Genomic DNA, 24,710 nt, shown 5'->3' with positions numbered 1-24,710 from the left:
CGTTACAGCAGCAGGCATAGTTGGTTGGCCCTGTTAGGGGTATCGATGGCCGGCGCCGTCCTCGCCCACGAAGGCCACGAGCACGCCGATCACGACGCCGCGAGCCACGACGCCGCGAGTCACGAGCACGACGCGGCCGCTCCGCAGGCGATGATCACCACGCGCGAGGGCGCTAGGGTGCTCCCCCCCGCCAAGGAAGACGGCGTCTTCCACTTTGTCGTGTACGGCGACCGCACCGGCGGCGTGCCGGCGGGTCTCAAGGTGCTGCGGCAGGCTGTGGTTGATTCCAACCTGCTCGACCCCGACCTGGTGATGACCGTCGGCGACCTCATCCAGGGCTACAACGACACCCCCGAATGGATGCGGCAGATGCGGGAGTTCAAGGGGATCATGAACGGCCTGCGGATGAAGTGGTTCCCCGTGGCGGGCAACCACGACGTCTACTGGCGGGGCGAGGGCCCCGCGCCGCAGGGGCAGCACGACTCCGACTACGAGAAGCACTTCGGCCCGCTGTGGTACGCGTTCCAGCACAAGAATGCGGGTTTCATCGTCCTCTATTCGGACGAGGGCGACCCGGTGAGCAACGAGAAGGACTTCGGCCAGCCGCGGCTGCAGCAGATGAGCGAGGAGCAACTGGCGTTCCTCGACAAGGCGCTGGCGGAGCTCAAGGGCGCCGACCACGTGTTTGTGTTCCTCCACCACCCGCGCTGGACCGGCGGCAACTACGGCGACAACTGGCGCGTGGTGCACGACAAGCTCACCGCCGCGGGCAACGTGTCGGCCGTGTTCGCCGGGCACATCCACCACATGCGGTACGACGGCCCCAAGCTGGGCGACGGCACCGACGGCATCGCCTACTACACGCTGGCCACCACGGGGGGCCACCTGTCGGCCGATATCCCCGGCGCCGGCTACCTGCACCACCTCAACCTGGTGACGGTCCGCAAGGACCGCATCAGCGTCTCGGCGCTGCCGGTGGGCGCGGTGATGGACCCACGCGAGTTCACCCCAGAGTTCCTGAAAGGGATCGAGTTGGCCCGCACCATCCGCCCCGTCCGCACGGGGCCGGAGTTGGTGCTGGAATCGGACGGCTCGGCCGCGGGCTCGGTGATGCTGCGGGTGAAGAACCCCTCGCCGCGCGAAGTGCTTTGCACCGCGTCGCTAGACGCCCCCTCGCCGTGGCGTTCGACGCTGGACCACCAGCACTTCGCCCTGGCGGCGGGAGGGCAGAAAGACCTTGATTTCCGCGTCCTGCGGGCCGCCGACGGGCCCGGCGAGATGATGGACGCCTCGCTCCCCGGCGTCCGCCTGGAGCTGGAGTACCTGGGCGAGTCGGCCCGCGTGCGGCTCCCCGACGTCGTCGCGCCGCTCGGCCTGCAGCCGGGCCAGGTGCCGGCCGACTACTTCAAGCACGACGAGGGCCGCGGCTTGGCCGTTGACGGCGAGGCCTCGGCGGTCCTTGTCCCCAGCGCCGAAGTGCGCCTGCCGGACGGCCCGATGACCCTCGAGGCGTGGCTCAAGCCCAACGAGTTGTCTAACTTCCGCGGCGTGATCGCCAAGACCCAGGGCTCGGAGTTCGCCATCTTCTCCGATGAAGGGGCGCCCAAGTTCGACATCCACCTCAACGGCAAGTATGTCTCCGCGGTGTCGAACCAGAAGCTGAGCACCAAGAAGTGGAGCCACGTCGCGGGCGTGTTCGATGGCAAGCAGGTAGCGATCTACGTCGACGGCAAGCTGATCGACTCGAAGCCCGCCTCCGGCAGCCGCAAGACCAACAAGCTGCCGCTCGTTATCGGGGCCGACCCAGACGGCTCCGGTCAGCCCTCGCGGCCGTTCTCTGGCATGGTCGACGAGGTGCGTCTGTCCAGCAAGGCGGTGTACGACGGCGAGTTTGCCCCGCAGCGTCGCCTGGCGCCGGAGGAATCCACCGTGCTGCTGCTGCACCTCGACAAACGCGTCGGGCCGTTCACGCTCGACCACAGCGCCTCGGCAGCCAAGGGGCTGATGGGGGCAGCGTCGCAGTTGGTTCCCGTCGGCAAGTAACGCGGCTGTCGGTTGTGTCAGTCTTGTGCGGCCGACCAGGGGTTCCCTGGGGGCCGAGGATCGGACACAACCCCGCCGCCCCTGTAGAATGAGACGCCCACCGCGGCGCCGGCCTGGAGTATCCAGGTCGGCGCCGTTTTGTTTGGTAGGGTCAGTGCGGATGAATGTCGGACGGCCCGCGGACACGGCGCTCCCTGCGAACGGACCCACTGCCGCGGGAACCCAGGCCGGCGCCGCACAGACGATCAAACGCCCACGAATCACGCGAACAAGACGAATGGCAGATCGGCGGCACGCGAGTTATGCGTGGGCCTTCGTCTTGGGCCCGCTCAGCGCAAAGAAAAACCACGCAACATCCTTTCGGACGGCGTGGTCTGTTCGCTACGGCTTTCTTTGGCCGCCGGCAGGAGGCCAATGGCGCGGCGCCTACTTCAGGTCGAAGGTCGGCAGTTCGCCTCCTCCTTCGGGGACGGCGGCCTTCAGGCCCGACCTATCGGGGTTGTCGTACTTGCCCCGCAGCAGGTCTTTGGCGACGTACTCCTCGGGGAGGTCGCCCTCGGGCGGCTGCTCGGGGAGCGTGATGGCCACCAGAAAGTCGCCGGCCGGGGCGCCGTCGTTCGGGTCGTAGGAACGCAGCTCAAAGGCGCCGTCGGCGTCGGTCGTGGCGGTCGGGATCGGGGCGCTGGGGCCCTGCAAGGTCTCTGTGGCGCCGTACAGCGTCACGCGGGCCCCCGCGACCGGCGCCCCGGCGCGGGTGACTTTGCCGCTGGTCGGGAAGACCGGCAGGCGGCCGTCGGGGGTCGGTTTCGAGCAGCCCTGCGAGCAGGCCGAAGCCAGCAGCGCAGCAGCCAATAGACGGGAAGCGTTCACAGTCGGGGTGTTTCCTATGGAAGGACAGGGCGGGGCAGGGGGGAACGGACCGCACGGGCGCCGGGGTTAGAAGATCTCGCCCTCGACCAGATCCCCTTCGTCCCGCGTGTGGTAGGAGACAAACACGTTGGTCGAGACGTCGTTGGAGACAAACTGCACCGAACCGTCGCCGAGGCCAAACACCGCGCCGCCGACGTGGAAGCTGTAGATCTCTTCCCCGTTGTTGCAGTTGAAGATCTTGCTCCCGCAGCGTTCGTGCACCCAGAACTCGTTGTCGTCGGCCGCCCAGCTCGATCCGTGGGTGCCGGTACCGCCGGTTGGCGCGTGGTCTTCTCCGTAGATCGTTTGACGCCCGGCGATCTCGAACCACATGAAGGTCTTGGAGAGGCCGTCGGTGGTGTCTCGGATGCGCGACGGCTTGTAGACCACCGATCCCCCTTGGGTCGTCCGCCGCTTGGCCAGCACGCTTTCCCACGAGCTGCGTTCGATGATCGTTTTATTGCGGAGCAGGTCCCGGATTGCCGTGGCCGTCGTCGTTGGCCAATGCTCGGAGTCCGCCGCGATGCGCTGCGAGACGGCGTAGTCCGTTTGCGGGTCCTCGGGCTGACGGCCCGGCGTGGTCGGGCAATGGAAGAACGGCAGCGGCGTGCGGAAGGCCAGCAGGTAGTTGCCGGCCTCCTGACCGGGGTTGCGCCCCCCCGAGTTGTAGCTGTAGCTCTGGTCGTAGTCGTACTGATCCGCCAGCGACGCCTCTTCCAGGTACGGCAGCAAGAACGGCAGGGTGCCGTGCTTGACCGTCTGGTTGGGGTTGGTCCCGCTGAGCGGCGGGCCGACGTAGCTGGCCCAGGGGAACGACTTCTTCGCCGTTTCGTAGTTCAGCGTCGCCAGCCCCAACTGCTTCATCTGCGACGTGCACTGCATCTTGCGGGCGGCCTCGCGGGCGCTCTGCACCGCCGGCAGCAGCATCGCCACCAGGATGCCGATGATGGCGATCACTACCAGCAGCTCCACCAGCGTGAAGCCGCTCAACCGATCCCTACGCGTTGTCCTTTCCACGACCTTCTCCTGATGAAAGTGAACGGGCGCCTGCGTGGCGGCCCCAAGAAACGAGGCCGCCCCGAACCGGGGGCGGCCTCGTGGCGAATCACACAAAGATCAGCCCACCAGCGGGCGGCGGCGCCGGCTCAGCACGCCCACGGCGGCCAGTGCGGCAGACATGCCCAGCAGCGAGGCGGGCTCGGGCACCGCGGCCTGGCTTGCCGCTGCGCCTTGGGCCAGCGACGCGCCGAAGTTGTCCTTCCACTGCTGGTACTGGTCGTTTCCGATCACACCGCCGACCAGGTCGCCGGGCAGCACGTTGCTCGTGCCCACGCTGTCGCGCCACACGGTGTAGTCGGCGGCGTCAACAAAGCCGTCGCCGTTGTAGTCGCCGGTCAGTTCGTCGGGGAGCGGCGCGATGGGCGGGGCCGCGTAATCGATGTAGGCGAACATGAAGCCCGCCTCCTCATAGTTCACAAAGCCCGTGTCGCCGTTGGCGATGTGGTCGAGGCCGCGGATCAAGAAATCGCCCGTCGTAGGGTCGGTCTCGTAGATCATCGAGTTGTCGAGGTTGGCCTCGGCCGCAAACCGGCCGGTGCTGGTCAGCAGCAGCATGCCGTCGGCGGTGGTCTTGCCGGCGATCGACAACCGGTACTGCGGCAGGCTAAAGCCGTCCTCCTCGCGGGTCAGGGTCCACTCAACGCCGGCGCCCGCGGTCGACGAGGCCAAGGAGCCATCGAGCTTAACCAGGCCGGCGATCAGGTTCTCCGACTCGTAGGGGAGGTAGACGTAGCTGAAGTTGTCGGGCTCAGAGCCGGCGCCATCGGTGGTGCTGTTGTCGAACTCGAGCACCTTCCAGCCAGCCCCGTCGGCCTGGGGCTCGGCGACCAGGTAGTTGTCGTCGTTGCCGTAGGGGGTAGCGATCAGCACGCCGTCGGTCAGGGAGTTCACGCCGCTGAACGAGACGACGGTGTTCTCTTGGTCGAGGTCGACGCCCGAGACATTCGGGATGTCGACGGCGGCCTCCATGCGGAAGCCAGAGTCGCGGCCGAAGAACGCCACGGCGTGGTTGACGTTGTGCTCGCCCTGGGGGCTGCCGTCGGCGGTGGCGGTGATCACGGCCCAGTAGCCGCTGAACACGTTGGTGCCGACCTCGCCAAACTCGTTAAAGCCGCCGACGCTGGAGTTGTCCCGCAGGCCCTCGCTGATGGTGGCGAACATGATGCCGTCTTCGGTGCCGAGCGGCTGGCCGTAGGCGGCGTAGCTGTTGTCTCCCTTCTGGTTGCCCAGCCCCACGACGCCGGCGCCCGGGGTCTGCTCGGTGACCGTCAGCAGCACGTCGCCGACGTTGTTGTCGTTGTTCTGCGCGGTCACCACCGCGTTCCAGGCCGTGATGCTGCTCTTGTTGAGCCGCGTGAAGCTGTCGGCCGAGGGGATGGCCGCCGCGGCGGTCGCGGCGCCCTCGTTCGGCAGGTAGGCGAAGCTGAAGTAGGGGGTCGCCAGGTCGTGGCCCTGGCCGAGGCCGTCCAGCTCGTTCAGGGTGGTGCCGTTACCCGTGAGGAAGTCGGCCTCGATGTCTTCGGTCAGGATCAGCCAGCCGTCGCCGTCGGCCTGGTAGGTGAGGGCGTTGTCGCCCGGGAAGGCGAGCGGCACGCCGTTCATCAGCAGCGTCCCCTGCGACGGGGAGCCGCCGTTCACGGTGAGGCGGTACTCGCCCGTGCCGACGGTCGTGAGGTTGTAGCCGGCGCCGGTCTCGAACAGGGAGTAGCCGCGGACGTCGCCCAGGCTCTGGGTGAAGCTGGGGTTGATGGTGGCGGCGGTCAGGCCGGTCTGCCCGGCGGGGATGAAGGCGAACGAGAACGGGGTGGCGACGCCGTCTCCCTCGTTCACGATGTCTGGATCGGAGCCCGGGTCGAATTCGAAGTAGCCGTCGTTATCGACTGTGGAGACGATGTAGCCGTTGCGGTCGGGCGCGGGCTGGACATTGGTGAACCGGCCGACGTTCGAGGCCGCGCTGGTCACCAGCATCCCCTGCTGGAACGGGTCGGAAACGCCCGGGATGTTCACGCGGTGGTAGCCAACGCCGAAGGCGTCGACGTCCACCGTCACGCCGGCCGAGCCGGTCAACGTGTCGAGGGCGCCGAACGTGCCGTTGGGGTTGACGGTAGAGCTGGAGAGCGTGCCGCCGATCCAGCCCTCGCTGAAGGAAAAATAGCCGGCGCCGAAGCTTGCGCCGAATGGCTGCCCCGCATTGGGCATGGGCGACGGAGGATCGAGCAGATCGCCCGCGGCGCCGGCCCGTGTGGTGACGATCGAAAGGCCGCCAGAAACGTTGCGCGTGTTGAGGGAGAGGGGGTCGTCGTCGCTGACCGTGCCCGCCGTAGCGAACTGCACGCCGGTGACGTGCGTGGCGTCGGGACGGCCCCGCTCGGCGACCGAAGAGATGAGCACGCCCCCCGCCGCGTCGTCCGCGGCGCTGGCGCCGATGCGGATCGGCGTCTCGCCGACCACGGCGCCGGGGTCGAGGAAGAACCCGGCGGTCCCGCCGGTCTTGGTCGCGGCGCCGAACGCGTCGATCGACACCTGCGCGTGCTCAATCGCTTCGACCCGCACCGCGGCCGCAGCGGCCGCGACCATCACAATCCGCGCCAACATTACCTTCACAATCGCCTCCTCAGTAGGGATAAATTGCCGACCCGCGGCATCGTGCGCGGCGACCGGCCTCGGTCGTTGGGCGATGTTGTATCAGCGGAGATGTAGGCGTAGGTGAACGGTCGATGAATCTAGAGTTAAGTTTGTAGCGCGATACGGCAGGCCGCCGGACTGCGCGCGATCGCGGCGCCTCCGGCGCGTGCGCGATGACGATCAACACAGCGGCGGGCCGCCGGCCCTGCCGCCCCAAACCGCTGGAACAACGATGCAAGGTGAACAGCGCGACCAGCTCACGCGGCTCGAGGAACTACTCGCCCATCAGCAGCAGTTGCTCGACCAGCTCAACTCCGCGGTCGTCGAGCAGGGGGGCGAGATCGATCGGCTCAGGCGCGAGCTCGAAGCGCTGCGGACGCTCGCGGGCCGGCTCGCAGAACGCGTCGACGCCGGGCAGACCCTGCCGCACGAGAAGCCGCCGCACTACTGACGCGGGCGCTTGCATGACGCATTCTTGGGGGCCCGACGCACCCGAGTTTGCTTACAACCGTTACACCCTGCGCAGACGGCGCTGCACGTTGCCAAAAGTCACCACGACCTGCGGTGTTTTCGCATCATGCGACCGTTCTAGGCGGTAGAGTTTCGCAGCCTTGGTCTCCGAGCCGGGCCGCTGCGCACCCGTGCAGCCCCTGCGGAGACCGCGAACGACAAGGACGGCGGACACCCGTGCGGAAACTGTTGCGAGCCCTGAAGCCCCTCGCCGCGCTGGTCGCGGTCATGGCGCTGGGCTGCGCGGGGCTGCCGCGGATCGACCCGTCCGGCGACCGGCTGCTGGTGTTCCCGCAGTCTTCTGCTTCCCCCGCCCCGGTCGCCCCCGCGTACGGACAGGGGGGCGCCCCCGCCGGCAACGTCGTGGCGCCCCCGGTGTACTCCAACGCCAGCGACGGGCTCGGCGACCTGATGTTTGGCCCCGCGACGCCGGCGGCCGCGGCCGGGCCGGTAGCCCAGCCCCCCGGCGAACGCGTCGTCATGACCCCCGAGCGGCTGCTGGCCCCCGTGGGGACCGAGGTGGTGCTGCGGGCCGGCATCTGTGGCGACGACAACTACCTTAAGGCCAACCGCCGCATCGAGTGGATGCTGGGCCAGCAGGGGAGCGGCGAGTTTGTCACGGTGGGCGAGCAGGGGGAACGCGACTTCGCCCGCCTGCCGTGGAGCGTGCCGAAGAAAATCGACAACCAGTACGTGGTGGGCTACACGTCGCCGTTCCACACCTGCCTGCGGCGCGGCACCGACGACCCCAGCGACGACCTGCAGGTCCGCCGTGGCGACGCGTGGGTCACCCTCACCAGCCCCGCGGAAGGGACCAGCTACGTCACTGCGTTCGCGCCGGCCGTGGATGGTTGGCCCAGCCGACGGGCCACCGCCATCGTGTACTGGGTCGACGCCCAGTGGCAGTTCCCCGGCCCCGTGAGCGCGGCCGCGGGCCAGCCCGCTACGCTGGTGACCACCGTCACCCGCCAGAGCGACGGCGCCCCCATCGCCGGTTGGATCGTGCGCTACGAGTCTCAGGACGGCGCCGCCCGGCTCGGCTACCAAGCGGGCGCGGTGGCCGAAGCGACCACCGACAACCGCGGCCGCGCCAGCATGGAGGTCGCCCCCGTGAACCCCGGCGGCGGCACGTCCAACATCCGCGTCACCATCGTCCGCCCCGAGCAGGCGGGCGTTGCGGCCAGCCCGCGCGTCGAGGTCGCCAGCGGCGCCACGGCGGTCACCTGGAGCGGCAGCGGCCCGATGGGCCCCCCCGTGGTGGTGACGCCGAGCCCGCTGCCGGGCACAACGCCGTCGCAGCCCGTGCCACCGTCGCCGACGGAGCCCGCGCCGTCGCTCCCGCCCGAGTATGTCGTGCCGGCGCCCACGGGCCCCCCCGTCCAGATCCCCAGCGACACGGGCCGCCCCGAGCTGGAAGTGACCCTCAAGCAGAACACGCCGGGGTCGTTGCGGGTGGGAGACTCGTTCGAGGTAGAGATCACTGTCCGCAACCGCGGCGACGGCGTCGCCAAGAACATCACCGTCCGCGACCGCTTCGACGCGGGGCTTACCAGCCCGATCGACCAGAACGGCTCGCGCAAGCTGGAGTACAACCAGATGCCCGACCTCAAGCCGGGCGAGAGCGAGCGGGTGCGGCTGCCGTTTGAGGTGACCGGCCCGGGGCGGCACTGCAACGAGGTGACCGTGACGGCCGACGGCGCCAGTGAAGCCTATGAGCGGCTCTGTGTCGACGCCACCGAGGTGCAGGCCGAGCTGCGGATCAACGCCGTCGGCACCGCCCGCGCCGAGGTGGGTCAGGAGTTTGAGTACAAGTCGGTGGTCGAGAACGTCGGCCAGGTAGCGGTCGAGAACCTAGTGGTCGAGCTGCGGTACGACCCGGCGCTGCGGCCCACCAGCGCGCAGGCCGGCAGCACACAGCTATCGGACGGCACGTTCCGCTGGATCTTGTCGCGGCTCGAGCCGGGAGAGAAGCAGGAGTTCGCGATGGTAGGGGTGTGCGACCAGCCGAACCCGCAGGCGCAGATCATCCTCTCGGCACGGGCCGACCGTACGCCGGAGAAGTCGATGCCGTGGGTGATCGAGGTGCTGCCGCCGGGGCGGGTGTCGCCCGCCGACGGCGCCGGCGGGCCGGCCAACTCGCCGATCGGGGTAGAGATCGACTTCACCGGCGGGCGGACGCAGGTGGGGCAGAACTCCATTGTGTACGTCTACCTCACCAACGGCCCGACGCCGCAGACTGGCGTGAGCGTGCGGGTAGAGATGCCGGCGGGCTTGCAGCCAAACCTTGCGGGGATCAAGTCGCCGACCGCCCCCTCGCCCAACCCCCCGTGGATCCAGTTCGCCCCGATCGCCTCGATGGCGGCGGGCGAGCAACTGACGATCACCATCCCGGTGCAAGCTGCGGCCGCGGGCCCGGCGGCGGTGCGGGCGCAAATCGCCACCCAAGCGCAGCCGACCCCCGTGACGATCGAAGGGGCGCCGCTGCAGATCAGCCCGCGTTAAACGCAAGCGAGCCGGGGCGTCCCCGCCCCCGGCGCGTCTGGATAGATGTCGCGACTTTTCCACCACGCCGGGGGCGGGGACGCCCCGGCTCGCTTGGGGTAGGCTGACGCGATGCGTTACGTCCTGCTCCGCCACAATTGCCCCCCCGACTACCGCGACGGCCCGCACTGGGACCTGATGCTGGAGCGCGACGGCGTGCTGGTCACTTGGTCGCTGCTGGAACTCCCTGCACCCGAAGAAGCCGTTGCGGCAACGCGGCTCGCCGATCACCGGGTGGCGTACCTGGATTACGAAGGCCCCGTCAGCGGCGATCGCGGCGAGGTGTCGCGCGTGGCGCAAGGCGAGCTGGTCTGGAGCAAGTACAGCGCCCAAGAAGCGTGCGTGCGATTGCTCTCGGGCGACCTGGCGGGCGAGCTGACGCTGACGTTAGCAGACGATGACCGCTGGACGCTCGCGCACAGCCCAGCCACTCACTCGCTCGGAGGGTGATCACCCTCGCCCGTCGGCGCCGGTTCTTGCGTCTCGTCGGGGGCCGGCCAGTCCTTGGGAACTTCGCCCGGGAGGCCTACCAATGTTTCGCCGCTGACGCGCAGGAACTCCGGCGTCACGACAATCGCGTCGATCTCTCGATGAACATGGCCGGACGAAACGATCTGCTCGAAGTCGACCAGCAGCATCGGACGCCCGGCGTCTTGCCGCCACTTGAGCGGCAGGTCGAGGCCCGCCGTCGCTTGCTTAAGCCTCTCGACGATCTGCGACGTCGGCAGCGGCAATTGGCCCGCGCTGGCGCCGACCAGGATAATGCCGATCTCTTTCTCCGTGGTGATCACCGGTTGCAGCCGGACGGTGACCACGCTGTCGAGCGCCTCGGTCTGTAGCCGGAACACAACCGACACCACTTCCGGGTCAAACAGCACCCGTGGGTCGAGGACCCCTGCCTTCTTTAGGTCCGGGGCAAAATCTTCTGCACGGACGGCCAACCAGCCGTTCACCTGGTCGGGGGTCACGGCAAGCGCCCAGGCGCTGGGGTTCTGGGCGTCGCTAAACGTTGCAAAGGACTGGCTCTCGAGCTCTTTGCGGCCTTCTTCGAGCGCCGCGGGGTCGGCCTGCAAAACGGCCTGGTATTCGGCTACTTCGGCGGTCGCTAGACGGTGCAGGTAGACCAGCGCCCCGCCGACGACCAGTAGCAACAGGCCCAACGCGATCGCGATACGACGCAGCCAGAGCTTCAAGACCACATTCCAGCAAGGAGGGGGGGGCGTGACCGGCAGGTCGAATCGTAGGAAGCTGGGCGCCCTGGGTCAATTTCGACCTCCGTTGACCAGACGGCCCTCAGCGGTCACCTTCTGGGTGCCATGCCCACGCCCAGCGTGGGCGTGCCGGCCGCTGCGAGTGCCGGCTGTTTCCCTGAAGTCGCATGCCCACGCTAGCGTGGGCATGGCACCCCTGACGATGAATCTATGTCCGACCTGACCGACCCGCTGGCCGCCCGACGGCAGAAGCTTGAGGCCCTCACCGCGCTGGGCGTTGACCCCTGGGGCCAGCGTTTCGACGACCACACGCTCACCGGCGCCCTCCGCGACCGCAGCGAGGAAATCGTCTACCGCCTGGAGGACGGCAGCGAGGTCCCGCTGCCCGATTTCGCCGCCCAGCCAGAAGACTTCAACTTCCGCCAGTGGAAGGCGGACCAGGGCAAGGGAGAAGTGGTCGGGCCCAAGGTCCGCGCCGCGGGCCGGGTGCGGCTGCTCCGTTCGGCGGGCAAGCTGATCTTTATCGACCTGGTAGACATGACCGGCCGCATCCAGTTGATGGTGGGCCAGAAGCAGGTGGGCGATAGCTGGCCCGTCGTCGAGCAGCTCGACCTGGGAGACCTGATCGGCGTCGACGGCATGCTGGGCCGCACCAACACCGGCGAGCTGTCGATCTTCGCCGAGAGCATCACCTTCCTCACCAAGGCGCTGGAGTCCCCCCCCGAGAAGCACCACGGCCTCACCGACCCCGAGGTGCGTCAGCGGCAGCGGTACGTCGACATGGCGTACAACGACGGCGTGACCGAGCGGTTCCTGAACCGCAGCCGCATCGTACGAAGCGTGCGCGACTCGCTGGCGCAGCGCGGCTTTGTTGAGGTCGAGGGCCCCACGCTGCACGCCATCGCCGGGGGCGCCGCGGCCCGGCCTTTCACCACGCACCACAACGCGCTGGACATCGACCTGTTCTTGCGCATCGCGCTCGAGCTGCACCTCAAGCGGCTGCTGGTGGGCGGCATCGAGCGGGTGTTCGAGCTGGGGCGCGTCTACCGCAACGAGGGGATCTCGCCGAAGCACAACCCCGAGTTCACGATGCTGGAGGTCTACCAGGCCTACGGCGATTACGGCTCGATGATGGATTTGACGGAGGGGATCATCTGCGAAGCGATCGGCGTGCTGGGTGCCGGGGGGCTGGGGGTGGCGCGGCAGAGCCGCGGGGGCTGGGGGCTGGGGGACGCGCAGGGCGGTGCAGCGGACGAGATCAGCTACGTGCTGCCTTGGGGGGAGGAGACGATTGATTTTACGCCGCCGTTTGAACGGCGCACCTACAACGAGCTGTTCTTGGAGCATACGGGGGTCGATCCTGCGGACGAGGCGGGCGTCGCGAAGCTGGCGAAGTCGCTCGGGATCGACACGGGGGGGAAGCACCCGGACGTGATCAAGAACGCCGTCTTCGAGGAGAAGGTCGAAGACGCCCTGGTGGGTCCGATCTTCGTCACCGACTACCCGGCCAGCATCTGCCCGCTGACCAAGCGCAAGGTGTCCGACCCCGCGGTCGCCGAGCGGTTCGAGCTGTTCATCAAGGGGATGGAGGTCGCCAACGCCTACACGGAGCTGAACGACCCCGACCTGCAAGAACAGCTCTTCAAGAGCCAGCTCTCGGGCATGGCCGAAGAAGACTCGATGGCCCGCATGGACGACGACTTCATCCGCGCGCTGCGCAACGGCATGCCCCCGGCCGGCGGACTGGGGATCGGCATCGACCGGCTGGTGATGCTGCTCACGAACTCGCAGACCATCCGCGACGTGATCCTGTTCCCGCTGCTGCGGCCGGAGAAGGGTTAACCACTGAGTCACAGAGCGTATTGAGACGCAACGAAGAGGAACCGCAGATTCACGCGGATAAACGCCGATATAGCGATTTTCAGATCTGCGTTCATCTGCGCTTATCGGCGGTTTCTATTCTCCTTCCGTCTCAGTGCTCTGGGTGGCTCCGTGGTTAATCGACCGATCGCCCCTCGGCCACCGCGTACGCCACGGCGTGGCTGCGGCAGTGGCTGAGGGTGAGGTGGATCTTCTGGGCGCCCGACCTCTCGAACAGCTCCTTGGCGCCGCCGCGTAGCCGCACGGTGGGGGGCGCGGCGTCGTTCTTGCCGCTGCGGACCTCGATGTCGCGCCAGCGGATGCCGGGGAGCTGCCCCGTGCCCAGCGCCTTGAGGACCGCCTCTTTAGCGGCCCAGCGCCCCGCGTAGTGCTGGGTGGCCGCCTTGCGGGCGCTGCAGTACTCGATCTCGTGGTCGGTGTAGACCCGCGTGATGAACAGCTCGCCGTGCCGCTCGATCATCTGAGCGATCCGCAGGCATTCGATGATATTGGCGCCAACGCCGAGGATCGCCATGCAGGGCGGGGATTAGGGGTTAGGGGTGAGAGTCGAGGGGTGAGGGGCGAGCAAAGCGTGCGAGCCGGGGCGTCCCCGCCCCCGGCCCCGGTCTAGCGGCGCAAGCCCTGGTCTCAATCCTGCTTGACCCAGCGCCGCTGGACGCGCTGTTTGCCGTTCTCGTCCCATCGTAACTCAACGCGCCACGGGCCGCACTGCTGCGTGCACGACTGCACGGTCACCCTGGCGTCTGCGGGCGCGTCTTCGAGTCCTCGGGCGGCTTCGGGGGCGTCGGGGGCGCCCATCGGGCCGCGCCACCTCAGCGTGTACCAGCCCAGGCAATCGGCGCAGTAGGCCCAGTTGCGGCGGATCAGCCACGCCACACAGCCGGCCGCGAGCGCCGCCAGCAGCACGTCCTCCGTCCACCAAATCAGGTTGGCGGGGGTCGCGTCGGACCACAAGTAGTCGGAGAAGTCGAGCGGGCGGTCGTCGGGGCGGAACAGGGCGACCTGCGGGTTCTCGATCCGGTTGAGCCGCCACCGCTGCACGTACACAAAGTAGGCCCAGGCGTGCTGCATGGCCGCAGAGAACCCGCCGACCCCGGCGGCGGCGAACACGAGCCCGGCTCGGCTGCCGTACAAGTACAGCCACGCCGTGCCGGCCGCGGCCAGGCCGATCACGGCGCCGAGCGCCAGCGACGTGAGCCCCAACGGCGCCACGCCGAGCTCCGCGAGCAGCGTGGTGACGATGCTCAGCACCACGCCGCAGATCCCACCGCCCGCAACCGTAGCGCCTAGCCTCCAAGACCAGAAGGACGGGGCGCCGTGGTCGAGTTGTGGGGTAGGTGGCACAAGGCTTCTCTGCAGAAGTAACCGGGTGAGCTGGGGCGTCGGCGCCCCTCACGCGCCCGGTTTAAGCTTGCGCGGGGCCCGACGACACGATCACCTGCGAGGGCCGCACCACGCGTCCGGCCAACTGGTAGCCGGCCTCGGTCTGCATCATCACCACGCCCGCGGGGTGCTCCGCGGAGGGCTGCTGCAGGATCGCAGCGTGCAGCTCGGGGTTGAACGCCTCGCCTTCGGCCGGGATCGGCTCGCAGCCGTGCTGGGCAAGCACGGTGACAAGCTGCTGCTTCACCAGCCGGAACCCTTCCAGCAGGCTCGCCCCTTCGGGCGTGAGCTCGCCGTCCTTCTTCTCGACCGCCTGGATCGCGCGGTCCATGTTGTCCAGCACCGGCAGCACGTCGCGCATCAGCGGGAGCGCGCCGTACTTGCGTTCTTCGGCCACCTCACGCGACTTGCGGCTCAGCACGTTCTGCAGCTCGGCCTGCAGCCGCAGGTTGCGGTCCTTCTCCGCGGCCAGGTCCGCCTCAAGGCCTTCGGGTTCGGCCGGGTCAAAGATCACCGGCTCGGCCTCCGGGCCGGTGTAGGCCTCAACGCCTGGGCCGTCGACGGGTTCATCGTCTGGGGTCGATTGCTTGGCCATAGTTTTGTTCTAAGTCAAAGAATGGAACACGGATCTTCGCGGATAAAGCGGATTCACGCGGATGAAAGCAAAACTGGATCTGCGAAAATCCGTTTCATCCGGGCAGATCCGCGTCCTATTCGTCTGCTTCTGCCCCGACATGCTCATCCGGGGTGAAGTACTCCTTCAGGCTCTGGAAGAAGCTCTTCCGCTCGGGCGCCACGTTCTTGTGCTCTAGCTTGGCCAGCTTCCGCAGCAGGGTTTCTTCTTCGCCGGTGAGCTTCTTGGGGACCTCGATGATGACCTGAACCAGCAGGTCTCCCAAGCCCCTGCGGCGTGGGTCGGCGACCCCCTTGCCGGCCATGCGGAACACCTCGCCCGACGGCGTGCCGGGCGGGATGGTGATCTCCCCCTTGCCCTGCAGGGTGGGCACCTCCAACTCGCAGCCCAGGGCCGCCTGCGTGTAGGTGATGGGGATCCGGCACACCAGGTGCTGCCCCTCACGCTCGAACAGCGGGTGGGCGAGCACGGCGATAAAGCAGTAGCAGTCGCCGCGTGGGCCGCCGTCGGGGCTCGGTTCCCCCTCGCCGACGATGCGGACCCGGGTGCCGTCGTCGACGCCGGCCGGGATCTCGACCTCGGTCACCACCTTCTTCAGACGCGACCCCTTGCCGCGGCAGTCGCGGCAGGGGGAGTCGATGGTCGAGCCGGCGCCGCGGCACTTGGGGCAGACCGCCTGCATGCGGACGATGCCCGCCGACTGGATCACGCGGCCGTGCCCCTTGCAGTAGCCGCAGGTCTGGCGGCTGCTCCCCTTGGCGGCGCCGCTGCCGGCGCAGGTGGCGCACGTCTCGTGCCGCTCGAACTCGACCCGCTTGGTGACGCCCAGCGCCGCCTCGTGCAGCGTGAGGGTGACGTCGCTCCGCACGTCGCGACCGGCGCGGACACGCCGCCCGCCGCCGCCGAACAGGTCGCCAAAGATGTCGCCGAACGCAGAGAAGATGTCCTCAACGTTCCCGAACCCGTGGCCGGCGTGCCCCGACCCGTTCACCCCGGCGTGGCCGAAGCGGTCGTAGCGGCTGCGCTTCTCGGGGTCGTTGAGCACCTCGAACGCCTCGGCCGCCTGCTTGAACAGCGTGATGGCGCCCTCGTCCCCCGGGTTCTTGTCCGGGTGGTGCAGCACCGCCATCTTGCGGTACGCAGACGCGATCTCTGCTTCGCTCGCGTTGCGCTCGACGCCGAGGACTTCGTAGTAGTCGCGTTGGGTTGGCATGCGTCTAAGGAGCTGTCAGCTTTCAGCGATCAGCGGTCAGCTTTCTTGGCGGCCCTTGAGCTGAAAGCTGATAGCTGACCGCTGAAAGCCCTTTGTGAAACAAAGCCGGGCCACCCGCATTGCGGCGGTGTGGCCCGGCGGTCGATCGGTAAAACGAGTCTCGGCTAGCGGATGCTGCCGACCACGCCCTTCTTGTCGGCTTCCTTGGGGTCGTAGCCCGTGACCAGCGCCTCGGTCGTTAGGATCAGGCCCGCGATGCTGGCCGCGTTCGTGAGCGCGGTCTTCACCACCTTGGCGGGATCGATGATGCCCGCCTTGTACATGTCGACGTACTCGCCGGCGTTGGCGTCGTAGCCGGTGTTCTTCGGCTTGCCGGCCACCTCGTCGGCCACCACGCTCCCTTCCAGGCCGCCGTTGGAGACGATCTGCTTGAGCGGCGCGTCCAAGACGTGCAGCACGATCGAAACGCCGATCTTCTCGTCGCCCTTGGCCGCCTTGAGCGCGGCCTCGACGGCTTCCTTGCAGCGGAGCAGCGCGACGCCGCCGCCGGGCAGGATGCCCTCTTCCACCGCCGCACGGGTGGCGTGCAGGGCGTCTTCGACGCGTGCCTTCTTCTGCTTCATGTCGGCCTCGCTCGAGGCGCCGACCGAGATGATGGCCACACCGCCGGTGAGCTTCGCGAGCCGCTCTTGCAGCTTCTCGCGGTCGTAGTCGCTGGTGGTGTTCTCGATGCTCTTGCGGATCTGCTCGATCCGCTTCTTCACGTCGGCCGTGGCGCCGCCGCCCTGCACGATGGTGGTGTCGTCCTTGACGATAGTCACCTTCTTGGCGCGGCCCAGTTGGGCGATGCCGACGTTTTCGAGCTTCATCCCCAGGTCTTCGCTGATCAGCGTGCCGCCGGTCAGCGTGGCGATGTCGCCCAGCATCGCCTTGCGGCGGTCGCCGAACCCGGGCGCCTTCACGGCCGCCACGTTTAGCACGCCGCGGAGCTTGTTCACCACCAGGGCGGCGAGGGCCTCGCCCTCGATATCCTCGGCGATGATCAGCAGCGGGGCGCCCTTCTGGCTGACCGCTTCCAAGACGGGGAGCAGGTCGCGCAGGTTGCTGATCTTCTTCTCGTGGATCAGCAGGTAGGCGTCCTCCAGCACGCACTGCATGTCGGCGGGCTGGTTGATGAAGTAGGGCGACAGGTAGCCCTTGTCGAACTGCATCCCCTCAACCAGCTCGAGCGTGGTCTCGGTGGTCTTGCCCTCTTCGACGGTGATCACGCCGTCCTTGCCGACCTTCTCCATCGCGTCGGCCAGCAGGTCGCCGATCACGCGGTCGTTGTTGGCGCTGATGGAGCCGACCTGGGCGATCTCTTCCTTGCTGGAGACCTTCTTCGACATGCTGGTCAGCTCGGCCACGGCGGCCTCGACCCCCTTGTCGATCCCGCGGCGGACGGCCATCGGGTTGCTGCCGGCCACCACGTTGCGGGCGCCTTCCTTGAGGATGGCGCGGGCCAGCACGGTGGCGGTGGTGGTGCCGTCGCCGGCCAGGGTGGAGGTCTTGTCCGCGACCTCGTGCACCAGCTTGGCGCCCATGTTCTCGAAGGGGTCTTCGAGCTCGATCTCTTTGCTGACGGTCACGCCGTCCTTGGTGACGGTCGGTCCGCCGAAACTCTTCTTGATGATCACGTTCCGGCCGGTCGGGCCCATGGTCACCGCCACGGCGTCCGCCAGCTTGTCGACGCCGGCGATCATCTTCGCCCGCGCCGCGTCGTCAAACATTAATTGCTTAGCCACGTGAAGGCTCCTGTTCGCTGATTGATGAATTATGAGTGATGAATGATGAATAAAGGCGAGAACGGCGCGCGAATTTGCGGGCTATTCATCACTCATCATTCATCACTCATCCTTTAGCTGACGACTTTCGCGAGAATGTCGCTCTCGCGAAGGATCTTGTACTCCTGGCCGTCGATCTCTACCTCGGAGCCGCCGTACTTGCCGTAGATCACTTCGTCGCCCTTGGCGACCGACAGCTCGCCACGCGCGCCCGAATCGAGCAGCTTGCCGGGGCCGACCGACACCACCTTGCCGCGCTGCGGCTTCTCCCGGGCGGCGTCCGGCAGCACGATGCCGCCGGCGGTGACTTCTTCGGCATCAAGCGGGTGAACGATGACACGGTCGTCCAGCGGACGCAGGTTGAGTTTGGCCATTGATAGTTTCCTTTGAGTTTGAAAGTCGCCTAAGCGACGTTGGCTTTCAGCTTTCAGCGATCAGCAGTCAGCTTTACAAGGCTTTCTGGGGCCCGCTTGCGAAAAGCTGACCGCTGAAAGCTGATAGCTGACCGCTTCTCTGCTACATCATCCCCGGCATGCCGCCCATGCCGCCCATTCCTCCCATGCCGCCGCCCATGCCACCCATTCCGCCCATGCCACCCATACCGTGGTCGTGGCCGTGGTCGTGACCCCCTTCCTCTTCTTCCTTGGGGATCTCGGTGATCAGCGAGTCGGTGGTGAGCAGCAGGGCCGCTACGCTCGCGGCGTTTTGCAGCGAGGTGCGGGTCACCTTGGCGGGGTCGATCACGCCGGCTTCGACCAGGTTGCAGTACTCGTCCTTGTCCGCGTTGTAGCCCTCGTTCTTGTCCTTGAGCTTGCGGACGCGGTTGACCACCACGGCGCCGTCGACGCCGGCGTTCTCGGCGATGTACTTCAGCGGGTAGTCCAGCACGTTCTTGACCAGCAGCACGCCCATCGCTTCATCGCCTTCGAGCTCCTTGGCGACCTTGTCGAGAACCTTTTCGCAGCGCAGCAGGGCCACACCGCCGCCGGGGACGATCCCCTCTTCCAGGGCCGCCTGGGTGGCGGAGCGGGCGTCGTCGAACAACGCCTTCTTCTCCTTCATCTCGCTCTCGGTCGCGGCGCCCACCTTGATCTGGGCCACGCCGCCGGCGAGCTTCGCGAGCCGCTCTTGCAGCTTCTCGCGGTCGTAGTCGCTGTCGGTGTTCTCGATCTCACGACGGATCTGGTCGGCCCGGCCGCTGATGGCGTCCTTGGAGCCGCCGCCGCCGACGATCGTCGTCTTGTCGCCGGAGACGATCACCTTCTTGGCCTTGCCCAGGTCGGATAGCTGAACGCCGTCCAGCTTGATCCCCAGGTCCTTGAAGATGGCGGTGCCCGAGGTGAGCGTGGCGATGTCGCCCAGCATCGCCTTGCGGCGGTCGCCGTAGCCGGGGGCCTTCACCGCACAGACGCTGACGATGCCGCGCATCTTGTTGACCACCAGGGTGGCCAGCGCCTCGCCGTCAACGTCTTCGGCGATGATCAGCAGCGGGCGGCCGCTCTTGGAGACCGCTTCGAGCAGCGGCACCATCGTCTTGGCGCTGGAGATCTTCTCTTCGAACACCAGGATCTGGCAGTTCTCCAGCTCGGCCTCCATGTCGTCTTCGTTGGTGACGAAGTGGGGCGACAGGTAGCCGCGGTCGAACTGCATCCCCTCAACCACCTCAACGGTGGTCTCGGCGCCGCGGCCCTCGTCGACGGTGATGACGCCGTTCTTGCCGACCTGCGTGAAGGCGTCCGCCAGCACCTTGCCGATCTCGGGGTCGTTGTTCCCCGCGATGGTGGCGACCTGCTGCAGGCTCTTCTTGTTCTTGATGTCGACCGGCTCGGAGAGCTTGGTGAGCTGCTCACTCACAGCCGCCACGGCCCGCTGGATGCCGCGGCCCAGGGCCATCGGGTCGGCGCCGGCGGCGATCATCTTCAGGCCTTCGCTGAAGATGCCCTGCGCCAGCACGGTGGCGGTGGTGGTGCCGTCGCCCGCGATGTCGTTGGTCTTGCTGGCGGCTTCCTTCACCAGCTGGGCGCCCAGGTTCTCGTAGGGGTCGCTCAGCTCGATGTCCTCGGCGACGGTTACGCCGTCCTTGGTCACCTTGGGCGAGCCCCAGCCCTTGTCGAGCACCGCGTTGCGGCCACGGGGGCCCAGCGTGCTGCGGACGGCGCGGGCCAGTTTCTCGACACCGGCCGCTAGTGGGCGACGGGCGTCCTCATCAAAGACCATCTGCTTGGCCACGTGGTAACCTCGTTAAGGGGTTGCGGAATGTCTGCGAGAGATTTGGTGTTCCCGAACGCCTGCCGGGGCGGCGTCGGTTCGTCGTGCATCGGATGGCAGCCGAACTTGGCGTGCCGGGGCAGTGAGCAATCCTTGTGCCAGCCCCGCCCGACGGTCTGCAAGCCGTGATCTTACAGGGACTTGCGGCCAGTGACGAGGCGCCGCCCGCGGCGGGGCCGGAGAAATGCTGCCAATCTGACAGACCCGGCGGCCCGGGCCGCCACGCCGCCCGGCGGCCGCGCCGGCGGACGCGGCATGGGCACGAAAAAAGCCCGCCGACGCACCTGCGCCGGCGGGCTCGCGGTAGCAATGCTTTTGTGCCTACTTCCGCCGGCAGGCGACGCCGGCCACGGCCGCCAGCGCCAGCAGCGCCAACGCGGAGGGCTCGGGGACGCCGGTCGAGCCGACCGCCGGGCCGCCGAAGGCGTTCTTCCAAGAGGCGAAGTCGGCCTGCACGACATTCAGGTCGGTGACCAGTGGGTCGCGGCCGGCGCCGAGCGCCGAGGCGGGCTGGCCCAGGTTGTCGCGCCAGACGGTGTAGTCGGCGGCGTCAACCATGCCGTCGCCGTTGTAGTCGCCGACCACGCCGCCGGGGTCGCCGTCGCCGATGATCTTCAAGTTGTCGATGGCGACTAACTCGACGCCGCCGTTGTTCACGACCTCGATCCGTAACGCCAGGTTGGCGGCCGACGGCAAAGCGAACTCAAACGACTGCAGCTCCAAGCCCAGGACGGTGGAGTAGATCTCTGCATTGACGTCGATTGCTAGCGCCATGCGGTTAAAGTCGATGTCGCCGATGTTCGATTTGGGAAGGAACTCGGCCAGCGTCTCGAAGACTTGGTCGTCGTCGCTATCGATCAAGATCCGCAGGTAATCGAAAGGGACGCCGGCGAGGTCGGCGTCGATCTTGTTCTCAAACGGCCCAGCAAAATCCTCCCCGATGGTGGCGCCTAAGTCGATCGTCAAGCGTGGGTTCTCCAGGGCCGAAGTGTCGAAGGTAGTGGCGGGGGCGTAGACGCGGGGTCCAGGGCCTCCGAGCACGTCGCCCACGGTGCCGCCGCGAAGGTATCCAGCCCCTTCAAAACCGGTGAAGTCGGTCGGCTCCATCGTCACCGGATCGACCGGGATCCCGAAGTTGACACGTTGTGTCGTAGCGACAACTTTCGTTGAGGCCGCCAACGTCTGGTTGGGGCGAGTAATTCGCGTTAACCGCTGACGCTGGGCGTCGGGATCGATCACGGTCACCTCACCGCTGAAGCCGGCGGCCAGCGGGTGACCTTCCATGCCCGGGACGATGTCGATGTTGATGGTATTGTTCGTGTTTTCGCCACGTTGGGACGCGAAACCAAAGGTTTGCGACCTGTGGAACATACCAGACAGCATCGGCACGTTGGCGTCCCTATAACCCCCGTTGTCCGCAATTGGAGCGCCGTTGTACGCGGCGACAAACAGCAGGTTGGACGTGCCATCGTAGGGCGTGTCGGCATCGGTGACCGTGACCGTGTGGCCGTTTGCCGTCATATGGTTGAGCATCGCCTGGTCAAACGTCCGCAGCGGGACGCCGCCCGCGCCTCCTTCAACAGCGAATTGAATGTTCAGCGGCGTAGTCCCGTCGGTGCCCGTCAGCCAGTTCACCGAGGCGTCGAGCATCGTAAAGCCGTCGTCCGTTAGGAACGTAGTTGTTTCGGGAACCTCCGGAAAATTAGGGTTGCCGTTCCGATCCCCGGTCTGGCTCTCGACGAAGAAGGTGGCCCGCTTGTTGGGGAACGGCGTTACGCCGTCGAACATCAGGTCGCCGGTTTCCCAAAAGGCGAGTGTCGGCAGACCGGGCTGGAAGCCGGGGATCACGCTCCACATCGCGCCCGTATTCTGGATGAACCTCCCTTCCAACTGGGTCGCCGTGCTGTCGGCGCTGTCGAACGGTTCAGAAAAGGCGACGATCTGAGCGTGGGCGCCGCCCGAGGCGAGGCAGAGCAGGGCAGCGGCCGCTAGCAGCGTCCGGCCGCGGGGCAACGAAGGGGCTCGTAGGAAAGAGGCAGGCATCACAAGTTCTCCCAAAGAAGTAGGATCGAAAGCGCGCATCCGCACGGCCTAGCGAGCCACAGTGGCGCAGCGCGAGCGGGGCGCACAAGAGAAGAGGCGTCATCGACCGAAGGGTAGCGACGGTTCGGTAGATTGTTGGGGGCGTCGGACTCCTGTGTTTAGCTCCTGTGGTTGGGACTACGGCGACACGTTTGCGACGATCACTTTTTTTTCTTCTTCGGTCGGCTGACCGTGAACTCGACTTCGTTCTTGCCGCGCTCTACGGTGAACTCCAGCCCGGAAGTGTCCCAGTCGGTATAGATCTGATCAAGAAAAGCATTCTTCTTCGCGGTTTCTGACTCCGGGAACGCAGGGGGACGCACCAATGCCCGGTATTTGCCCACAACCAGCCCGTCCCCTGGTTTGCGGGTGCCGAACTCGAAGGTCCCATCGGGACGGATGAAGGCGTTTCCGCTACGACGGGGCATCTGATCGACCAGTTCACATACAACGGCGCCATCGGGCAACGGCGAACCGTCGTCGTACGTAACCTTGCCGCGCACCGGCTGAAGGTCCAAGCCGTCCCCGCAACCGACCAACCCAATCAACAAAGCGATACTTGCGCAAATCACCCGGACGCTTGGCCGGCTTTGCATACGATTCCCCTATCTCAGCGTTGAATCTTATTCGAACTGGATGATCTGCTCGTCGGCGATCTCTGCTAGGTAGCGCAGCGTCGTGCCATCGATGTCGGTCTCTAACGCGCTCACGTGGCCGTCAGCGAAGCAAAACTGTACGACCGCCGGGTGGGCAGACCCAAACTGTTCAAAAAACCTTTCGTCGATCGATTTCGCCAGCAGGTACCTCGGCCCCGCGGGGCGCGCGATGGTCTCGGTATCTTTGGGGTCGTAGATCGACCGATCGTAGTAGGCCCGGCCCAGGTCTGATTCCGGCACGTGCTTCTCGCCGAACAGGATCGTTACGTTGGTGCCGTCGGTAAGCGTCTTGTAGGTCTTCAGGGTCTGCGGGTTGTTGATGTTGGGGCGCGGCAGGAACGGACCGTTGTTGTTGCTGTAGTAGTTGCTCTGGATGTTCGAGCCGCCGTTGACTCCGTAGTCGCCGCAGGCGCCTGGTACAGAGTTGGTGTTGCCCCCCACGTTCTGCTCGCCGGTCGCCAGCATCGGCTGGCGGCGCGACGGGCAGTAGTAGGCGTCGATGTGCTGCTCGCGGAGCTGGGCCGGGGCGTTGCGGAAGTTGAACTTAGCCTTGTCCCACGCGTCGTACGCCGGTTGCTCTTCGATGTACGGCATGATCTCTACCGCCCAGGTGACGCCGGTGTTGGCGTTGTGGGTCCGCGCCCTGGGGAACGTCCCGGCGTTTTGCTCGTACAACTGCACCGCCAGCGCGAGCTGCTTGAGGTTGTTGCTGCAGCTCATCCGGCGGGCCGCTTCGCGGGCCGACTGTACCGCGGGGAGCAACATCGCCACCAAGATGCCGATAATCGCAATCACTACCAGCAGCTCGACAAGCGTAAACGCATGCCGACGATCGCTTCGAACCGTCATCGGATCTCCTCTAGATGAGTTGGCCGCTTGGATGAGTCAAGCACACAGCGCTGCGGACACGCGTGGCCGCTAGGGCGTCGGCGACGAGTAGAAAAGGAACAACCGGGAAATACTGCAGACGGAAAAGAGCGGAAACCATTTCGGAAAAGTAATACTTTTCTTCGGAACCTTTTGTTGTTGTATCAGATCGAAGCGACCGTTTGCAACGTTTTTTTGTGCTTTGTAGGCAGTTTGTTGCAGATTGTTTTTGCAGTTTGAAGCCGACATCTTTCATGACGGCCGTTTTCAAGGCGGCGTATTGCAGGGCTATTGGCGGATTGGGAAGAAGCGTGCACAAGTTTTCGTCGCGACCCAGCGGGATAGCCTCGCACGCGTGCTTCTGCTCCGATGCATGGAGTCGCCGCGTGGCGGGTTCAGGCGCCCGTCGCCGTGCCGGTCCCGTCTCAAGAATCTGGCAGGGGAGGCCCGTCTTGCGTTCGCCGCTGATCATCATCGCCGCCATGAGCGACACGCGGGTGCTGGGCGCCGGCGACGGGATGCCCTGGGACGTGCCGGAAGAGTACGAGACGTTTCTCGACGCCATCCGCGGCCAGACGCTGCTTATGGGGCGGCGCTCGTGGGAGATCTTCGGCCCCGACCTGCCCGCGGCGCACGTGGTGGTGTTGAGCCGGACGGCGGGCTCGGTCGAGGGGGCCGAGGTGCAGCGCGACCTCCCCTCGGCACTGACCGCGGCCTGCGGCTACACTAAGCCGGTGTTCTGCGGCGGGGGCGCCGGGGTGTACGCTCAGTGCTTGCCGCTGGCGGACGAGCTCCGCTTGTCTACGATCAAGGGGGCGTTCGCCGGAGACGCGTATTTTCCCGAGTTCGACCGCACCGGTTGGAGGCTGGTCGAGCAGCGGGACGAGCCGCGCTACGTTTTTCGGCGGTGGCTACGCGCGGGCGCCGGCGAGACGCCGGGCTGAGCCGGACACGCGACCTCCGGCGATTCCCACGCCGACGGCGCTTCGTCGGAAGAGGGTTTCC

Annotated in this window: 21 protein-coding genes; 6 read left to right on the top strand and 15 right to left on the bottom strand. The window is 66.8% G+C overall.

What is annotated here, in order from left to right:
* Positions 1-45: 45 nt before the first annotated feature.
* Positions 46-2,043, top strand: coding sequence for a LamG-like jellyroll fold domain-containing protein (locus tag Pla175_RS18315; protein WP_145288537.1), 1,998 nt, complete (start codon positions 46-48; stop codon positions 2,041-2,043).
* A gap of 426 nt (positions 2,044-2,469) precedes the next feature.
* Here Pla175_RS18315 and Pla175_RS18310 read toward each other — a convergent pair whose 3' ends face one another.
* The 3 genes from Pla175_RS18310 to Pla175_RS18300 all read right to left on the bottom strand — a co-directional run bounded on the left by Pla175_RS18310 (position 2,470) and on the right by Pla175_RS18300 (position 6,606).
* Complete coding sequence (locus Pla175_RS18310; protein WP_145288533.1) at positions 2,470-2,913, bottom strand: carboxypeptidase-like regulatory domain-containing protein; 444 nt, start codon at positions 2,911-2,913, stop codon at positions 2,470-2,472.
* Positions 2,914-2,979: 66 nt separating this feature from the next.
* A complete protein-coding gene (locus tag Pla175_RS18305; RefSeq protein WP_197526967.1) occupies positions 2,980-3,969 on the bottom strand; it encodes a DUF1559 domain-containing protein in 990 nt (329 codons plus the stop codon).
* 99 nt (positions 3,970-4,068) lie between these two features.
* Positions 4,069-6,606, bottom strand: coding sequence for a PEP-CTERM sorting domain-containing protein (locus Pla175_RS18300; RefSeq protein WP_231954537.1), 2,538 nt, complete (start codon positions 6,604-6,606; stop codon positions 4,069-4,071).
* 262 nt (positions 6,607-6,868) lie between these two features.
* Between Pla175_RS18300 and Pla175_RS18295 the strand changes: the two genes are divergently transcribed.
* The 3 genes from Pla175_RS18295 (at position 6,869) to Pla175_RS18285 (ending at position 10,137) form a co-directional block, all read left to right on the top strand.
* On the top strand, positions 6,869-7,087 hold the full coding sequence (locus Pla175_RS18295; RefSeq protein ID WP_145288524.1) for a SlyX family protein: 219 nt from the start codon (positions 6,869-6,871) through the stop codon (positions 7,085-7,087).
* Positions 7,088-7,323: 236 nt separating this feature from the next.
* Positions 7,324-9,648: a DUF11 domain-containing protein gene (locus Pla175_RS18290; protein ID WP_145288521.1), complete on the top strand. Its 2,325-nt coding sequence runs from the start codon at positions 7,324-7,326 to the stop codon at positions 9,646-9,648.
* Positions 9,649-9,759: 111 nt separating this feature from the next.
* Entirely contained in the window at positions 9,760-10,137 is a 378-nt protein-coding gene (locus Pla175_RS18285; protein WP_145288518.1) for a DNA polymerase ligase N-terminal domain-containing protein, read from the top strand.
* Here Pla175_RS18285 and Pla175_RS18280 read toward each other — a convergent pair.
* Positions 10,119-10,880, bottom strand: a complete 762-nt coding sequence (locus Pla175_RS18280; protein ID WP_145288516.1) for a hypothetical protein — start codon at positions 10,878-10,880, stop codon at positions 10,119-10,121. The genes Pla175_RS18285 and Pla175_RS18280 overlap by 19 nt on opposite strands.
* 228 nt (positions 10,881-11,108) lie before the next feature.
* Here Pla175_RS18280 and lysS point away from each other — a divergent pair, with 228 nt between their 5' ends.
* Complete coding sequence (lysS, locus tag Pla175_RS18275; protein WP_145288512.1) at positions 11,109-12,740, top strand: lysine--tRNA ligase; 1,632 nt, start codon at positions 11,109-11,111, stop codon at positions 12,738-12,740.
* Positions 12,741-12,894: 154 nt separating this feature from the next.
* Here the strand turns inward: lysS and acpS are convergent, their stop codons facing one another.
* The 11 genes from acpS to Pla175_RS26195 form a co-directional block, all read right to left on the bottom strand.
* The gene (gene acpS, locus Pla175_RS18270; RefSeq protein ID WP_145288509.1) at positions 12,895-13,293 is read right to left on the bottom strand and encodes a holo-ACP synthase; all 399 of its coding nucleotides are present in this window, start codon (positions 13,291-13,293) and stop codon (positions 12,895-12,897) included.
* 113 nt (positions 13,294-13,406) lie between these two features.
* Entirely contained in the window at positions 13,407-14,123 is a 717-nt protein-coding gene (locus Pla175_RS18265; RefSeq protein WP_145288505.1) for a hypothetical protein, read from the bottom strand.
* A gap of 61 nt (positions 14,124-14,184) precedes the next feature.
* A complete protein-coding gene (locus tag Pla175_RS18260; RefSeq protein WP_145288501.1) occupies positions 14,185-14,757 on the bottom strand; it encodes a nucleotide exchange factor GrpE in 573 nt (190 codons plus the stop codon).
* A gap of 115 nt (positions 14,758-14,872) precedes the next feature.
* Positions 14,873-16,009, bottom strand: a complete 1,137-nt coding sequence (gene dnaJ / locus Pla175_RS18255; RefSeq protein ID WP_145288497.1) for a molecular chaperone DnaJ — start codon at positions 16,007-16,009, stop codon at positions 14,873-14,875.
* Between the two features lie 164 nt (positions 16,010-16,173).
* Positions 16,174-17,793 carry a chaperonin GroEL gene (groL, locus tag Pla175_RS18250; protein WP_145288494.1) on the bottom strand — a complete coding sequence of 540 codons (1,620 nt, stop codon included), beginning with the start codon at positions 17,791-17,793 and terminating at the stop codon, positions 16,174-16,176.
* A gap of 113 nt (positions 17,794-17,906) precedes the next feature.
* Positions 17,907-18,206: a co-chaperone GroES gene (groES, locus tag Pla175_RS18245; protein WP_145288492.1), complete on the bottom strand. Its 300-nt coding sequence runs from the start codon at positions 18,204-18,206 to the stop codon at positions 17,907-17,909.
* A 142-nt stretch (positions 18,207-18,348) separates the two neighbouring features.
* On the bottom strand, positions 18,349-20,061 hold the full coding sequence (gene groL, locus Pla175_RS18240; RefSeq protein WP_197526966.1) for a chaperonin GroEL: 1,713 nt from the start codon (positions 20,059-20,061) through the stop codon (positions 18,349-18,351).
* A 360-nt stretch (positions 20,062-20,421) separates the two neighbouring features.
* Positions 20,422-22,143, bottom strand: coding sequence for a PEP-CTERM sorting domain-containing protein (locus Pla175_RS18235; RefSeq protein WP_145288488.1), 1,722 nt, complete (start codon positions 22,141-22,143; stop codon positions 20,422-20,424).
* A 200-nt stretch (positions 22,144-22,343) separates the two neighbouring features.
* A complete protein-coding gene (locus Pla175_RS18230) occupies positions 22,344-22,778 on the bottom strand; it encodes a carboxypeptidase regulatory-like domain-containing protein (RefSeq protein ID WP_145288484.1) in 435 nt (144 codons plus the stop codon).
* Positions 22,779-22,805: 27 nt separating this feature from the next.
* The gene (locus Pla175_RS18225; RefSeq protein WP_145292153.1) at positions 22,806-23,687 is read right to left on the bottom strand and encodes a DUF1559 domain-containing protein; all 882 of its coding nucleotides are present in this window, start codon (positions 23,685-23,687) and stop codon (positions 22,806-22,808) included.
* A 10-nt stretch (positions 23,688-23,697) separates the two neighbouring features.
* Positions 23,698-24,189, bottom strand: coding sequence for a hypothetical protein (locus Pla175_RS26195; protein ID WP_197526965.1), 492 nt, complete (start codon positions 24,187-24,189; stop codon positions 23,698-23,700).
* Here Pla175_RS26195 and Pla175_RS18215 point away from each other — a divergent pair.
* A complete protein-coding gene (locus Pla175_RS18215; RefSeq protein ID WP_197526964.1) occupies positions 24,158-24,649 on the top strand; it encodes a dihydrofolate reductase in 492 nt (163 codons plus the stop codon). The two genes, Pla175_RS26195 and Pla175_RS18215, sit on opposite strands and share 32 nt — an antisense overlap.
* Positions 24,650-24,710: the final 61 nt, after the last annotated feature.

Source organism: Pirellulimonas nuda, from assembly GCF_007750855.1.
In the GTDB taxonomy this organism is placed as follows: domain Bacteria; phylum Planctomycetota; class Planctomycetia; order Pirellulales; family Lacipirellulaceae; genus Pirellulimonas; species Pirellulimonas nuda.
This window is presented reverse-complemented; position numbering and strand designations above follow the sequence as displayed.

Coding starts and splice junctions, on each gene's coding strand:
- Pla175_RS18235 (WP_145288488.1), bottom strand. CDS start 22,143: ATGCCTGCCTCTTTCCTACGAGCCCCTTCGTTGCCCCGCGGCCGGACG.
- Pla175_RS18260 (WP_145288501.1), bottom strand. CDS start 14,757: ATGGCCAAGCAATCGACCCCAGACGATGAACCCGTCGACGGCCCAGGC.
- Pla175_RS18300 (WP_231954537.1), bottom strand. CDS start 6,606: ATGTTGGCGCGGATTGTGATGGTCGCGGCCGCTGCGGCCGCGGTGCGG.
- groES (WP_145288492.1), bottom strand. CDS start 18,206: ATGGCCAAACTCAACCTGCGTCCGCTGGACGACCGTGTCATCGTTCAC.
- Pla175_RS26195 (WP_197526965.1), bottom strand. CDS start 24,189: ATGGCGGCGATGATGATCAGCGGCGAACGCAAGACGGGCCTCCCCTGC.
- dnaJ (WP_145288497.1), bottom strand. CDS start 16,009: ATGCCAACCCAACGCGACTACTACGAAGTCCTCGGCGTCGAGCGCAAC.
- lysS (WP_145288512.1), top strand. CDS start 11,109: ATGTCCGACCTGACCGACCCGCTGGCCGCCCGACGGCAGAAGCTTGAG.
- Pla175_RS18285 (WP_145288518.1), top strand. CDS start 9,760: ATGCGTTACGTCCTGCTCCGCCACAATTGCCCCCCCGACTACCGCGAC.
- Pla175_RS18230 (WP_145288484.1), bottom strand. CDS start 22,778: ATGCAAAGCCGGCCAAGCGTCCGGGTGATTTGCGCAAGTATCGCTTTG.
- Pla175_RS18295 (WP_145288524.1), top strand. CDS start 6,869: ATGCAAGGTGAACAGCGCGACCAGCTCACGCGGCTCGAGGAACTACTC.
- acpS (WP_145288509.1), bottom strand. CDS start 13,293: ATGGCGATCCTCGGCGTTGGCGCCAATATCATCGAATGCCTGCGGATC.
- Pla175_RS18315 (WP_145288537.1), top strand. CDS start 46: ATGGCCGGCGCCGTCCTCGCCCACGAAGGCCACGAGCACGCCGATCAC.
- Pla175_RS18225 (WP_145292153.1), bottom strand. CDS start 23,687: ATGACGGTTCGAAGCGATCGTCGGCATGCGTTTACGCTTGTCGAGCTG.